Source organism: Sorangium sp. So ce1014 (assembly GCF_051521505.1).
In the GTDB taxonomy this organism is placed as follows: domain Bacteria; phylum Myxococcota_A; class Polyangia; order Polyangiales; family Polyangiaceae; genus Sorangium.
Genome location: NZ_CP150356.1, coordinates 2,497,902 through 2,511,268 on the forward strand (window position 1 = coordinate 2,497,902; position 13,367 = coordinate 2,511,268).

General features: G+C 69.1%; 12 protein-coding genes. 7 read left to right on the top strand and 5 right to left on the bottom strand.

Features of this window, described 5'->3' with window-relative positions:
- The first annotated feature begins 73 nt into the window (after positions 1-73).
- Positions 74-361 carry a hypothetical protein gene (locus WME75_RS09580; protein ID WP_437488843.1) on the top strand — a complete coding sequence of 96 codons (288 nt, stop codon included), beginning with the start codon at positions 74-76 and terminating at the stop codon, positions 359-361.
- A 982-nt stretch (positions 362-1,343) separates the two neighbouring features.
- On the opposite strand, the gene WME75_RS09585 is transcribed toward WME75_RS09580, so the two are convergent.
- A complete protein-coding gene (locus tag WME75_RS09585) occupies positions 1,344-2,825 on the bottom strand; it encodes a right-handed parallel beta-helix repeat-containing protein (RefSeq protein ID WP_437488846.1) in 1,482 nt (493 codons plus the stop codon).
- A gap of 226 nt (positions 2,826-3,051) precedes the next feature.
- Entirely contained in the window at positions 3,052-3,243 is a 192-nt protein-coding gene (locus WME75_RS09590; RefSeq protein WP_437488849.1) for a hypothetical protein, read from the bottom strand.
- A 170-nt stretch (positions 3,244-3,413) separates the two neighbouring features.
- Here WME75_RS09590 and WME75_RS09595 point away from each other — a divergent pair, with 170 nt between their 5' ends.
- Complete coding sequence (locus tag WME75_RS09595; protein WP_437488852.1) at positions 3,414-3,551, top strand: hypothetical protein; 138 nt, start codon at positions 3,414-3,416, stop codon at positions 3,549-3,551.
- A gap of 112 nt (positions 3,552-3,663) precedes the next feature.
- Positions 3,664-6,525: a glycoside hydrolase family 3 protein gene (locus WME75_RS09600; protein ID WP_437488854.1), complete on the top strand. Its 2,862-nt coding sequence runs from the start codon at positions 3,664-3,666 to the stop codon at positions 6,523-6,525.
- Between the two features lie 189 nt (positions 6,526-6,714).
- Here the strand turns inward: WME75_RS09600 and WME75_RS09605 are convergent, their stop codons facing one another.
- Both WME75_RS09605 and WME75_RS09610 read right to left on the bottom strand, forming a co-directional pair.
- On the bottom strand, positions 6,715-7,473 hold the full coding sequence (locus WME75_RS09605; RefSeq protein ID WP_437488857.1) for a hypothetical protein: 759 nt from the start codon (positions 7,471-7,473) through the stop codon (positions 6,715-6,717).
- Positions 7,474-7,877: 404 nt separating this feature from the next.
- Positions 7,878-9,083 carry an FAD-dependent monooxygenase gene (locus WME75_RS09610; protein WP_437488860.1) on the bottom strand — a complete coding sequence of 402 codons (1,206 nt, stop codon included), beginning with the start codon at positions 9,081-9,083 and terminating at the stop codon, positions 7,878-7,880.
- A gap of 212 nt (positions 9,084-9,295) precedes the next feature.
- Between WME75_RS09610 and WME75_RS09615 the strand changes: the two genes are divergently transcribed.
- From WME75_RS09615 to WME75_RS09625, 3 genes are all read left to right on the top strand, one after another.
- Entirely contained in the window at positions 9,296-9,967 is a 672-nt protein-coding gene (locus WME75_RS09615) for a TetR/AcrR family transcriptional regulator (protein WP_437488863.1), read from the top strand.
- A 271-nt stretch (positions 9,968-10,238) separates the two neighbouring features.
- Complete coding sequence (locus WME75_RS09620) at positions 10,239-10,679, top strand: hypothetical protein (protein WP_437488866.1); 441 nt, start codon at positions 10,239-10,241, stop codon at positions 10,677-10,679.
- Positions 10,680-10,732: 53 nt separating this feature from the next.
- Positions 10,733-11,509 carry a class I SAM-dependent methyltransferase gene (locus WME75_RS09625; protein ID WP_437488868.1) on the top strand — a complete coding sequence of 259 codons (777 nt, stop codon included), beginning with the start codon at positions 10,733-10,735 and terminating at the stop codon, positions 11,507-11,509.
- A gap of 55 nt (positions 11,510-11,564) precedes the next feature.
- Here WME75_RS09625 and WME75_RS09630 read toward each other — a convergent pair whose 3' ends face one another.
- Positions 11,565-11,777: a hypothetical protein gene (locus WME75_RS09630; protein ID WP_437488871.1), complete on the bottom strand. Its 213-nt coding sequence runs from the start codon at positions 11,775-11,777 to the stop codon at positions 11,565-11,567.
- Positions 11,778-11,907: 130 nt separating this feature from the next.
- Here WME75_RS09630 and WME75_RS09635 point away from each other — a divergent pair, with 130 nt between their 5' ends.
- Positions 11,908-13,302: an MFS transporter gene (locus WME75_RS09635; RefSeq protein ID WP_437488873.1), complete on the top strand. Its 1,395-nt coding sequence runs from the start codon at positions 11,908-11,910 to the stop codon at positions 13,300-13,302.
- Positions 13,303-13,367: the final 65 nt, after the last annotated feature.

Sequence of the window (13,367 nt, forward strand, 5' to 3'; positions counted from 1 at the left end):
CTGCAAGCGGCTCAAGACAGGCGCCCGCGAAGACTTCGCGGAGAGGTATAGTTGCCCGGAGGAAAGGGTCGAGGTGCGCGAGCGTACCGACGTCAAGTGGAGCACGGTCGTGCTCGGCGGGGGGGCGCAGGAGACCCCGCCGGCCGAGGTGAAGGACGACCCGGCACGGCTCACCAAGTGGAACGCAGACCGCGCCGAGAAGGACGCGGAGACGAGGAAGTCGCTCGACAATCTCGACGTGTTCCAGGTGAGCGGGTGCGGGCACGACGAGCTCGTCGCCTGCGCCCACCCGAGGGACGGCGAAGGCGTGGCGACCGACAGGGTGGTGTGCTTCCAGGGGCCGAAGCGAGCCAACCCCTGACCGGACCGGCCGTGCTCGCGCGCGCCAGGCAGCCGGCGTCGAGCCGAGGTCGGCCATGAGCGCGCCGAGAGGCGCGGTGCGGAGCCGCGCCAGTTCGCGCGGAGACTGGTGAAGGGCCCGCGGTATCACCGATCGGGGTCGGCGCCCTGGCCTGGCGGCGCAGCGCTGAAGGATTCTCCTTCGCTCGCCGCCCTGTTGCCGAGCCCTTCGATGCGCTGCCGCCTGTTTCGGGATTGTGCCTGCGTCCCCGCACTCGGCCGGCCCAACGTTGACACTCAGCCGCGGCCGGAGGCTAAAATGGCGGGTTAATCCACAAAGATCTTACGGATCGGCTCTGCGCCGCAAGGCCCAAATGCTGTCCAGCGCCATAGTATAGATCCGTCGAATTCCGGCGGCAGTCGCCGCTTTTCCGTGGGTCGGGGGCGCCTGGAGGGGGCGCGGCGGACGCGCTGCCGGAGGCGTCGCTCCGATTGCCAGGGCCCGCCGTCCACGCAACGATTGCTGCGCGTAGGCAAATCAAGCCGGATCGCAGCGCGAGGAAGTGTAGCGCGGCAGAGCGAAAGGGTGGGCAGCGTTGCAGGAGGAGAGCATCCGGGTGCAGCAGAGCCGGCTAGCGGAGCTGTCCACGCCGATGATCCCGATTACCGAGCAGGTGTGCTACCGAACTGGCTAGATGATGGTCCTGGGCCCTTTTTCGCTCGCGCTGGTTGATGGCCATCCGGTGCCCGGAGCCCCCGCCGGAGGCTCCGTTCGCCCATCGCCCGCACGGGACGGTCGCCGGAGCGCGGAGGGCGGGTCAAGGGCGGCGTAGCCGCCGCGCCCCGGCGCGGCCACCCTTGACGCGCCTGAGCCCTCCGGCAGCCACGGCCGCGAGATGGGCCGACCATCCCCAGCGCGCGTCGCGCGAGCGCCTTCGGTGTTCGTGGTGCCCCTACGGCGCGTGTACGACCCAGGGGCGAGCCTCGCACCCCTGCGAGGTCATTCAACGCCCTCTTCTTCCTCGGCGAATCTCGTAGGCGCCCATGTCGGGAGCGGCCCCCGCGACGCGCCGATTGCCATCCAGGTCCGTCGGCGGCAGGGAGCTGGTGAAGAGCCCGGCATCCCGGGCGGGCGAGCAGACCTGGAGGTGCAGGTCGCCGGCAGCAGGGTCGATGAAGAGCGGGTCTTGGTCGATGTTGCCCGTGCCGGGGTAGCCGCCCATCACGTCGCTGTAGGTGATCGAGGCGGTGCCGGGGCCCGCGATCTCATTGGGCGAATCTCCCCAGAGGATGGAGTTGAGCACCGTCGTGCTCCCGGAGAAAAGGTAGATCCCGCCGCCATCGTCGGGGGGAACGTAGCCCTCGGCCCTGTTGCCATAGAACGTGCAGTGCGTCACGCTCACGTCGCCGTCTGCATAGATCGCGCCGCCCAGCGCCTCGATCTCGCCGAGGCCGCCCACGCCGTCCGCCGTGTTGGCGAGGAAGACACTGTTGGTCACGCGCGCAGTACCCGTGGCGTTGATCGCTCCACCCGTCTTTGAGGTGTTGTTCGCGAACGAGCAGTCGCGCACCGTGAGGTCGCCGAGGGACGCGATTCCGCCACCCAGGTTGCCGGTGACGCTCGACCGGAGCATCGCCAGCCTCCCGCTGACGTTGATCGCGTGCTCACGGCGCTCCGAGCTATTACTGTCGATCGTCGAATCGGCCACCTCGACGCTGCTGTTGCCGGCGCCGATCGCGGCCCCGCCGAAGTCGATGCCGTGGTTGAAGAAGACGGAGCCGGACACCCTGAGTTCGCTGTCGGCGGACCAGATCCCGCCTCCGCTCCTGCCGAAATTTGCCTCGAAACGGGACTCGATCACCCACGCGCTGCTGCCGTCAAGGACGGCGAGCCCGCCTCCTGAGGGGTTGGTGAAGTTGCCGGAAAAGAGGGCTCGCACCAATCTCACCCGGCTCCCGCCGGTGATGCCCAGCCCACCGCCCTGTCCGCCGCCGGCGAGGGCCGCCTCGTTGGCCAGGAAGCTGGCGTCGTGCACGGTCACGTCGCCCCCGTCGATCCACACGCCACCTCCGTTCCCGAACGCGGAATTGTTGCGGAAGATGACCCTCTTCACCTGCAGACTGCCCCCCTGCATCAGCATCCCGCCGCCGTCCGGACTTGTCGCGTCGGTCATGCCGTTCTGGCAGGTGAAGCCTTCCACCCGGCTGCCATGGGAGACGTCGACCAGCGTCAGACACCGGCCGCCTGGATCGGGGCTCGGATCCAGGATCGATGCGTCCGGCCCGGCGCCGATTAGCGCGATGGCCTTGCCGGTCCACACGATGGATTCGTGGTACGTGCCCGGGGCGACGCGGATCCTGTCACCGTTCCCGGCCGCGTCGACGGCGGCCTGGATCGTCGGGTAGTCCTCCGGCACGTCGATGATGTGTGCGCGCGCAGCGCGCGATCCTGCGACCACGACAGCCAGCGCGACGAATGCTGACACGGCTCTTCGTACCATGCTCATCCTCGGCCCCCTCTGTGAGAAAGGAATGCAGCGCGCGCAGAGGCGTCTTGGACGTGGATCCGTTCAACATCGCACGCAGCCCTTCCGCGGATTTCGAGTTTGTCAGCTCGCGGTACGAGCACCATGCGCATTTTCCTGGTTTTAAGGACGCTCCCACCTGACAGCACCCAGCGTTTCGTCAAGTCCTCTCTGCCGTGTAGCTCGTTCACAGGAGCGAGAGCGGATCCATGTCCACCGCGACAGTCCCGTCAGCGAAGGCGCGCTTGAGCGAGAGCCGCACCAGGCCGTCCTGCTGCGGCTCGACGCGCTCCTTTGCGATCGGGGGTCGCAGCACGTAACGCAGCAGCGCCTCCCTCGCCGCGGCATGGTGCGCACCGGTGCGCGTCGCTGCGTGCAAGGTGAAGCCATCGAGCGCAGCGCACAGCGGCTTGTCGTACGTGAGCGCGCTCGGAGAGGACGGCGAGAGCCCGCGGAGCCATTGCGGGGCGACGACGTGTGGCGCGGCTCTCGTCCTGAGACGGCGGAGGCGCAGAGCGCTGCCTCGGGCTCGTCGTCCTCCTCGACGTCGTGCTCGATCTCGAGATGCCCGTGCCGCCGGAGGGTTCGGAGCATCCGCCCGACGGCGTGCTCTACGACCTGACCGACCTCGCCCGTTCGCAGGTGACCGAGTTCGTTCCACACGAGCCGCTCCCCCTGGAAAAGTGACGCTGTATCAACAGCTTATCCATGCATCGACGATGAGGCAGCCTTCACTCCGCAGCCTGCGGGAGTATTAATTTGACGCCCCACTGCGCCGGGACGATGCTCCGGTGCTGGCATGAAGCATTGGAACCGGTACGCCCAATGGCTGCTGCTCGCAGCCCTGACCATCCCTGTTCCCGCCTGCGGGGACGACGCCACAGATCCCCCGGCTGACCCAACGGGGGCGGGCGGGTCGGGCGGCGGCGCCACGACCGCGACCGGCGGCGGGGGCGGCTCCGGCGCGGGCACGACCACCGGCGGCGGCGGCGGCGGCTCCGGCGCGGGTACGACCACGGGCACCGGCGGCGGCGGCGGCGAGGGCGGCTCGGGCGCGGGCACGACCACGGGCACCGCCGGCACCGGCGGCGGGGGCGGCTCCGGCGCGGGCACGACCACCGGCACCGGCGGTGGCGGCGGCGCGGGCGGCGAGACCGCGTCGGTCGAATGGCCGATGGCGACGAGCGAGATCCCGCTCGACCCCGAGATCGAGGACGCCGTCACCGAGCTGCTCGCGCAGATGAGCGTGGCGCAGAAGGTCGGCCAGATGGTCCAGCCCGAGATCCTGGCGATCACGCCGGCCCAGGTCTGGGAGTACCACATCGGCTCGGTGCTGAACGGCGGCGGCTCCTGGCCGGGCGGCTCCAAGCACGCGGCCGTGGCCGACTGGGTCGCCCTCGCGGACGCCTATTACACGGCCTCCACCGACACGAGCGGCGCGCCCGGCGAGCACCTCGGCATCCCCGTCATCTGGGGCGTGGACGCGGTGCACGGCCACAACAACGTGATCGGCGCGACGCTGTTCCCGCAGAACATCGGGCTCGGCGCCATGAACGATCCCGATCTCATCGAGGAGATCGGCTCCATCACCGCCACCGAGGTCGCCGTCACCGGGCTCGACTGGGCCTTCGCCCCCACGCTCGCCGTGGTGCGGGACGACCGGTGGGGCCGCGCCTACGAGGGCTACTCCGAGGATCCGGAGATCGTGAAGAGCTACGCGGGCCGGATGGTCCGGGGCCTGCAGGGCCGGCCGGCGGACACCGCGGACCTGTTCGGCGGCACGCGCGTGGTCGCGACCGCCAAGCACTTCATGGGCGACGGCGGGACCGAGCAGGGCAAGGACCAGGGCAACACCGTCTGCTCCGAGGAGGATCTGCGCGACATCCACGCCCAGGGCTACCTCTCCGCGCTCGAGGCGGGCGCGCAGACCGTGATGGCGTCGTTCAGCAGCTGGAACGGCGACAAGATGCACGGCCATCAGTACCTGCTCACCGACATCCTCAAGGGCCAGCTCGGCTTCACCGGCTTCGTCGTCGGCGACTGGAACGGGCACGGCCAGCTCCCGGGTTGTAACAACGCGCAGTGCGCCGCGGCGATCAACGCCGGGGTGGACATGATCATGGTGCCCAACGACTGGATGGCGTTCATCGAGAACACCCTCGCCCAGGTGCAGAGCGGCGAGATCCCGATGGCCCGCATCGACGACGCGGTGACCCGGATCCTGCGCGTGAAGATGCGGGCCGGCCTCTTCGGCCCCAGGGCGAACAAGGGCGCCCCCTCGACCCGGTCGGTCGCCGGCGACGCCACGCTCCTCGCCGCGCCGGAGCACCGGGCCGTGGCGCGCGAGGCCGTGCGCAAGTCGCTCGTCCTGCTCAAGAACAAGGGCGACGTCCTGCCGCTCAGCAAGTCGATGAACGTCCTCGTGGCCGGCAAGACCGCGGACAACATCCAGAACCAGTCCGGCGGCTGGACGCTGACCTGGCAGGGCACCGGCAACACAAACGCCGATTTCCCGAACGCGCAGTCCATCTACACCGGCGTCAACGAGACGATCACGGGCGCCGGGATGAACGGCACCGCGACCCTGAGCCCCGACGGCACCGCCGCGGCCGACACCTTCGACGCCGCGATCGTGGTCATCGGCGAGACGCCCTACGCCGAGGGCCAGGGCGACATCGGCAAGTTCGAGACGCTCGAGCACGCCAACGTCCACCCCGAGGACCTCGCCGTCATCGACACCATCCGCGCCCAGGCGCCGAATGTGCCCATCGTGACGGTGTTCGTGTCGGGCCGCCCGCTCCACACCAACAAGGAGATCAACCGGTCGGACGCGTTCGTGGCGGCCTGGCTGCCGGGCAGCGAGGGCGGCGGCGTCGCCGACGTGCTCTTCGGCGATCACGAGTTCCAGGGCAAGCTGTCGTTCTCGTGGCCCTCGGCCGACTGCCAGACGCCCATCAACAAGGGAGACGGCGAGCAGCCGCTCTTCCCGTATGGCTATGGCCTCATGACCGCCGACGCCGACGTGCTCGGCGACGATCTGCCCGAGGTCTCCACGGGCCACGGCTGCGCGGCCCCGGACCCGGGGATGGCCGGCACCACGAACGAGCCGCTCGAGATCTTCGTCGATGGCGAGGAGAAGGGCGATTACGTGTTGCGCATCGGCGGCCCCTCGAACTGGGGCGGCATTGACGTGGGCATGGGGGCCACCCTGCCCGACGGCGAGGTCAGCGTGAGCACGGTCGACGGCGAGATCCAGGGCAGCGCCAAGCAGGTGACCTGGAGCGCGACGGGCCAGATTTACGCGCAGGTCTCGGCGGGCGTGCCCGGGGTCGATCTGTCGCCTTACTACAACTCGGAGGCATCGATCGTCTTCCGGGCGCGCGTCGATGCTCCGCCCGAGGGCACGCTGGTCACGCTGTCGGCCCACTGCGAGTACCCCTGCTTCGGCGACATCAACATCGCCGACACGCTGACCTCCATCGCGGACGGGCAGTGGCACGAGGTCTCCGTCCCGCTGAAGTGCCTGACGGACAACGGGCTCGACATCACCAACGTCAACACGCCCTTCCTCATCTACTCGGATTCGCCGATGGACATGGCGATCGAGGACGTCCGCTGGGAGCCCTTCACCGCCGGCCCCACGCCGACCTGCACGTTCTGAGCCCCTCTCACCGGGACCGGTGGGCGCACTCGGGGGTGCAGATGAGAAGCGGTTTCCGGAGCGATCGATCGCTCGAAGGGAGTGTGGACGTGAAAATCGGCGTCGTTGGCACAGGACACGTGGGACGTACGTTCGGCCTGCTCTGGGCGTCCAGAAGCGGGATGCTCCCGCGCCACGAAGCGCGATGGCTCACTTGTCCTCACCGCTCCAGTTTCTGACTTCTTGGTCGAAGTTCTTGTTCACCTCTCGGGCATATTGCAATAGATGCTCTCTGTTGAATTCAGCCATGTAATTTATGTAATCCCACGAGGTCATGCCGTCGGTTCTTTGAACGAACACGTTGAGCGGCAGCTTCAACTGCGCCGCGATCGCCTTGTAGATGCGCACCGCGCCCCTCTCGAGCAGCTCCATGTTGACCGCGTGCTGTAGGCCATCCGGGCGCCCCTCGTGCTGCGGGGGGTGCTCTCGCAGAGCTCTGAACTTCGCGCGATTCGCCATGTTCCAGAGCTCCTGGACGATGTCGTAGAGGATATCGGTAGGTGAGCCGTCGGCGACGCAAATGTTGATGTTCGTTCCGAGTGTCTGCGTGGGCCTGTCGGAGAAATTGATGCCATATCCACCATAGGGACACGCGCTATCGGCCTCTTTATGGAGGTCCTTTCCCTTCTCGGTGCGCAGCATCGATTCGTACAGCGCGTGGCCTCTCTGAGGACCTGAGTCTTCCATGGGCTGGACTGTCCCCGACGTGCGGAGCGTGCGCCCCGGCACCCTCGCCGGATGCAGCGCCTTTGGCTGCACCACCGTCGCGGGGTGCGGCGGCAAGGCCTTCGGCTGCATCGCCGTCGCGGGGTGCGGCGGCAAAGCCATCGGCTGCGCCAGCGTCGCGGGGTGCGGCGGCCGCGATGGCGAGCCGTCGTGGTTCAGCCGATCCCAGGGTGAGGGTTTCATCGTCCCGGCCGCATGCTCGCGCCGCCGGGACGACGTGGCCTAGTTTCGTGAGGCTGATTCGTAGCCGAGCGAATCTCCGGCTTGGCCCAACGCGCCGCCTGTAGCCGTCGCGTCGCCTGCTGCAGGCTGGCCGGCGTCGTCATCAACCGCGCCGGGCGCTCGGTCGTGCGGCGCGCGGGCGAGGGACGCGTCATCGCTCGGCGACCGCAAGCCTGTCTCCAGTCCCGCGGACACGGGAGGTCGGGTTCGAGATCTGGGAGGGCCCGATCACGAACCTGAAGAGCGTCGACTTCTACGTTGACGTGAACTGAGCGCGCGCTTCGCGCCTCGAGTCAGGGCGCGCCGACGCACGATCCGGCCGGCAGAGCGGGGTTTCCGCTGGAGCACGGGCCCAGCGCTCTGGCCTAGACACCATAGAGGGGGAGGGTGAGCGCCGTCGATGCCTTCCGGCCCTTGCGACCGGGGAGGCCCGTGCGCGCCAGCCATGGTGCCACCCGGAGCGCTCGATTCCGGAGCCACAGCGCTCGCGATGTGGCGGGGATGATACTGGCGCCGCCGTCGCTGGCGAGCGACTGGTTCACCTCGACGAACGGCCTGACGATGCGCTCGTAGGAGGCGAAGGCGGCGCCGGGGTCGGAATGGGTAGCCAGCTCCCCGGCCAGGACATAGGCGCCGACCATGGCGATGCTCGTGCCTTGGCCCGACAAGAACGACGGAGCGTGGGCCGCATCTCCCACCAGGGCGACCCTCCCCTTCGACCATCGAGGCATGTGGATCTGGCTGACGACGTCGAAGTAGACATCGGTGGCCTCCTGCAGAGCGGCGAGCATCCGCGGGACTTCCCAGCGGGCGCCGGCGAAGACACTGGCGGTCAACCTTCGCTGCGCCTCGATGTCGGCGAACTCCGAGAAGGGAGGCTGGGGACGGGCGAAGGTCAGGAAGGCGTGCAGGCGATCGCTGTCGCCGGCCGCGAACAGCACGGCGGCCTTCCCGGGCGTGTTGCTGACGAACCCCTCGTGAGAGAGCCCGAGGGTGTTGGGGACGGTGAAACCTGCAAAGCAGTAGCCGAGATAACGGTGGTACTGCGCCTCGGGCCCGAAGGTGAGCCGGCGTGTGTTCGAATGCAATCCGTCAGCGCCGATGACCCGATCGAAGGGGCGTTGCAGGCCGCTCTGGAAGTGCACATCGACGCCGCCGCCGTGCTCGTTCAAGGCGGCGATGGAGTCGTTGAAGCGGAACTCGACGTCATCTCGGACGGCGTCGTAAAGCACCGTCGTGAGGTCTCCGCGAGGCACCTCCAGATCCCGGCCTTCCTTGCCGCCGGTGAGCGCCTCGGGCCGGATCGACCCGACGAGCGCGCCGTCGCCATCGACGAACGTCAGTTTGCGTGTATCGATGTGCGCGGCTGCGATGCGCGATAGCACGCCCATGCGCTTCACGACGTCGACCGCGGTGCCCCGGATGTCGATGGGGTAGCCGCCGCTGCGCACAGCGGAAGCCTTCTCCACCACCGTGACCTGAAAGCCGTACCTGTGAAGCCAGTACGCGAGTACGGGGCCGGCGATGCTCGCGCCGGAGATCAGGATCTTCTTGTTCCGCGAAGTCGTCATGCGTCCGCCTTCCTTCGGTGTGAGCCCGCACCGGCGGAGGACCTGTCCTCGAGAGATCGGCACGACCCGCCCGCTGCCATGAGGCAGGCCAAGCAGCGGGCGACCGCGGTCCACTCGGCCCCAGGGGAGCTCCGACGTCAACTACACTACACCGTGTAGTGTAGAAAAGCCAGGGGAAAATAGAGGTCGAACTCGGCTATGCTTGGAGGTGCATGTCCTCCACCGGCACACAGAAGGCTCTCCGTGAAGGGTCTGCGCAAAAGCGATCCGCCATTCTCGTGGCGGCCCGGGAGCTGTTCCTGGCCGACGGGTTCGACCGCTCGAGCGTCGACGCTGTCGCCGCTCGCGCCGGTGTCTCCAAGAGGACGGTGTATGACTACTTCGGCGACAAGCAGGCTCTCTTGCTGGCCGTCGTCGAGTCCGCAGGTGAGCTGCTCATGGCGGCGATCCGACGGGCCATCGAGGACAGCTTGACGCACGTCGCGGACCTGCAGGACGCCCTGATCACCTTCTCGGTGCGGATGGTGACCGAGATGCTCGGCTCGGTGGACTACCTTGCCTTCATCCGACTGGTAACGATGGAGTCCGTTCATCTGCCCCAGCTGCGTGGTCGCGACCACTGGATGATGAACGCTCCGGAAGAGGCGATCGCGGAGCGGTTCGTCGAATTTGCGCGTGCAGGGCTGCTCGACGCGCCGAACCCCCGGCTGGCGGCCGATCATTTCATCGCGCTGACGTTGTTGCTCGCCGCCAACGCGTTCGGACCCGCGATCGCCACGGATGACTCCCGCGTCCGGGAGGTCGTCGTCGAGGGGGTGCGCGCATTTCTTCGAGCCTACGCACCCGGCCACCCGGCGGCGCGCGACGTCACGGTCGGAGCGTGACATGTCACGCCCTCGGCCGTGACATGTCACGCCCTCGACCGTGACATGTCACGGTGGCTCGCCCGGCGCAGAGGTCGAGCCCTCGGCCCGACGTGCGCCGCGGCTCGCCCGCTTCGGCCGGGGTTGCCGCGTCGGCGCGCTTCGTCGGCGTCAAGGGATGTCACGCCGGCGAGGGGCGCCGGGCGGCATGTGCCTTGCTGATGGCCCGCTGGCTCGCAACACACACGGGCGGGCGGGGTGGCCGCGCCATCGCCCCGGGGAACGAAGCATCATGATGTCTGCGCCGGTGCCGATCACGATCCTCGACCTCCTCACGAGGTCCATCTCTGCCGAGGAGCGGCTCGACGAGGCGGTCCTCTGCGCCAACGTGCCGAGCCCGCTGTCCGCGGTCGCGTTTCATCAGGACGTCGAGTGTATCCGGAGGTTCTTCGCCGCGGGATTCCCGGTTCACCTGGCGGTCCACCGCGTGGACAGCGCCGAGCCGGCGCGCCGGGACTACACCGTGCTGCACACCCACGACGGCCCGGAGATCAACCTGATCCTCCCCGACCCCACGGGCCTCGAATACCGCATCGAGCTCGGCTCCAGCGTCCACCACGTCACGACCAGCACCAGCATCTGGATCCCGCCGGGCGTCCCGCACTCCGCGAACGTGGTCCGGGGCTCCGGCTACCTCGTCGCCGTGCGCTTCGATCACGGGGCTGCGACATGAGATGTGACCTTCCTCGGGACCTCGACGGTGACGCCGACGCAAGGACGAAAGCCATGACCAGCTCCCGTGTCGCGCAGGCTTACCGGAGAGGGAGCCTCTGGCAGAAGGGGCGCGGCGAGCGCCTCATCGAGCTCGCCGGCGTGCGGCGGGGCGAGCTCGTGCTCGACCTCGGCTGCGGCACAGGCGCCCTCACGCAGCGGCTCGCCGAGCTCGTGGGCCCCGACGGGCGCGTCGTCGGGGTCGATCCGGACGAGGCGCGGATCGCGCTCGCCCGCCACACCGCCGGCGCGCCCAACCTGGAGTTCCACGTGGGGGCGGCCGAGACCCTCGGCGGGGTCGCCCTGGACCGCCCCTTCGATCTCGTCTTCTCGAACTTCGTGTTCCACTGGATCCGCGACAAGCGGGCGGTCCTCGGCCTGATGCGCGGCCTGATCCACCCCGCGGGGCGCATCCTCGTCCAGTGGGTCTCGTCGCTCCCCGTGCTCATCGGGGAGCTCTCGCGGCTCGCGGACCCTTCGGGGGAGAAGATCCTCCGGGACTTCGCCTTCGAGGACGCCGCGGCGATCGCGCACCACGTCGAGGGCGCCGGCCTGCAGCTGAGCCGCCTGGAGGAGCAGCAGGGGACACACGTGTATCCGACGCTCGACGCGCTGCTCACGTGGTGGAAGGCGACGACGCACGACCGGTTCGACCCGCGGGCCATCGAGCCCGCGGCGCTCTCGCGGTTCGCCGAGCAGCACGGCGACGGCGGCGCGTTCCACGTGCGCGAGACGTTCTGCTGGTTCGAGGCGCGGCGCGCCCCGGCGCACGCGTGGGGACGCGGCGGCTGACCGGGCGCCCCCCTCCGGGCGTCGCCGGCGGCGCCCGCGCGGCGCGTTCAGCGCGTCACGCCTCGCGCCCCCACAGCTCCTCGGTGGCGAGCCGCGCGCCCTGCGCGAGGGACTCGAACTTCGCCCACATCACGGACGGGTGAACGCGCTGGATGGGGTCGGCCTGGGCGAACCCGCAGTCCGACCCGGCGATGACGTTCTCCCGGCCAACGAGGTTCGCGAACCGCACGATGCGATCGGCGACCCCCTGCGGATGCTCGACCGTCATGATGTGATGAGTGATCACGCCGGTGGCTAACCGCTGCTTCGGGTCGCGGGCGCGGAGGCGGTCGATGGACGCGCCAGGCCAGAGCGAGTAGGAGGTGCGACCCCGTCGCGTCGATCGAGCAGCAGGCCAGATGGAAAAGAACGAGATCGAGATCGGTTCGCTCATCGATTCGGCGAAGTACATCGGGCTGCCGCTCGCGATTACCGTGCTCACCGTCATCATCATGCTGGTCGACGGCTTCGACCTGCAGGCGATGGCGTTCGTGGCGCCCGAGGTCCTGAAGGAGTGGGGGATCGCCCGTGCGGCGCTGACGCCGGCCCTGACCGGCAGCCTGGTGGGCATGGCCATCGGCTCGGTGGTGCTCGGCTGGGCCGGTGATCGCATCGGGCGCAGGAGCTCCTACATCGCCTGCATGGCGTTCCTGGCCCTCGGGTCCTTCTTCTGCGCCCATGCCGGCTCGCTCACCAGCCTCACGGTCTGGCGCGTGGTGACGGGCATCGGCCTCGGCGGGGTGACGCCGCTCGCGGCCGCGATGATCTCCGAATGGACCCCGAAGCACGCCCGCAGCGTCGCCGTGGCGTGCGCCATGGTGGCCGTGCCGCTGGGCGGCATGCTCGGGGCGGCGGTCGCTCAGCGGGTCATCCCGCTGTACGGCTGGCGCAGCGTGTTCTGGATCGGCGCGACGCTGCCGTTCGTGCTCTTCGTCGTGGCGATGTTCCTGCTGCCCGAGTCGCCCAAGTACCTCGCGCAGCGCCCCCACCTGCATGGCCGCCTCGCGAGGCTGCTGAACCGCCTGTTCCGCGAGCGGCGCTTCACCGGCGACGAGCGCTTCGTGGTGGCCGAGCTGCCGGCGCCGCCCGGCAACTGGCTCGCCACGCTGCTCGACCCCACCTATCGCTCCACCACGCTGCTGCTCTGGGCCGCGTTCGCGTTCAACACGCTCGCGCTGTATTCCTACGTGAACCTGCTGCCCACGGTGCTGTCCTCCACGGGCATGGGCACCGCCGAGTCGCTGCAGGGCTCGAAGCTCTTCAACTTCGGCGGCTTCTTCGGCGCGGTGGGCGGCGCCGTGCTGATCGGCTGGTGGGGCTCGCGCCGCGTGGGTGGGGCGCTCTCGACGGTCGGCGCCGTCGCCACGTTCCTCATCGGCGTGACCCTCCTGGAGAATGTGGGCAGCCTCGACGGCCGGTCGCTCGTGCTGCTCACGCTCGCGGGCATGGCGATGAATGGCATGCAGAGCTTCCTCTACACGGTGGGCGCGCACTCCTACCCCACGTATATCCGCGCAACAGGCGTGGGCTGCGCGCAGACGGTGTCTCGCGCCGGCGGCTTCCTCGGCACGGTGGCCGGCGGCTCGTTCTTCGCGCTCGAGCCGCAGCCGCCCGTGAGCTACTTCTTCTACGCGGTGGCCATCGCCGTCGCGCTGGTGGTCGTGAGCTTCACCTCGCTCCGCACGCACATCCCGGGCCGGAGCAGGAGCGCTTCGCTGCAGGCGCAAGGGGTTGAGGAGGGCAGGGGGCAGTAACCCCGCCGTCCATCGCACCTGACGCGCTCGACATCGACGACAGCGGCGATCGCCTCGCCTTCGGG

Excerpts from the sequence above, each read along its gene's own strand:
- WME75_RS09600 (WP_437488854.1), top strand. The coding sequence starts at position 3,664 with ATGAAGCATTGGAACCGGTACGCCCAATGGCTGCTGCTCGCAGCCCTG.
- WME75_RS09605 (WP_437488857.1), bottom strand. The coding sequence starts at position 7,473 with ATGAAACCCTCACCCTGGGATCGGCTGAACCACGACGGCTCGCCATCG.
- WME75_RS09610 (WP_437488860.1), bottom strand. The coding sequence starts at position 9,083 with ATGACGACTTCGCGGAACAAGAAGATCCTGATCTCCGGCGCGAGCATC.
- WME75_RS09615 (WP_437488863.1), top strand. The coding sequence starts at position 9,296 with ATGTCCTCCACCGGCACACAGAAGGCTCTCCGTGAAGGGTCTGCGCAA.
- WME75_RS09620 (WP_437488866.1), top strand. The coding sequence starts at position 10,239 with ATGATGTCTGCGCCGGTGCCGATCACGATCCTCGACCTCCTCACGAGG.
- WME75_RS09625 (WP_437488868.1), top strand. The coding sequence starts at position 10,733 with ATGACCAGCTCCCGTGTCGCGCAGGCTTACCGGAGAGGGAGCCTCTGG.
- WME75_RS09630 (WP_437488871.1), bottom strand. The coding sequence starts at position 11,777 with ATGACGGTCGAGCATCCGCAGGGGGTCGCCGATCGCATCGTGCGGTTC.
- WME75_RS09635 (WP_437488873.1), top strand. The coding sequence starts at position 11,908 with ATGGAAAAGAACGAGATCGAGATCGGTTCGCTCATCGATTCGGCGAAG.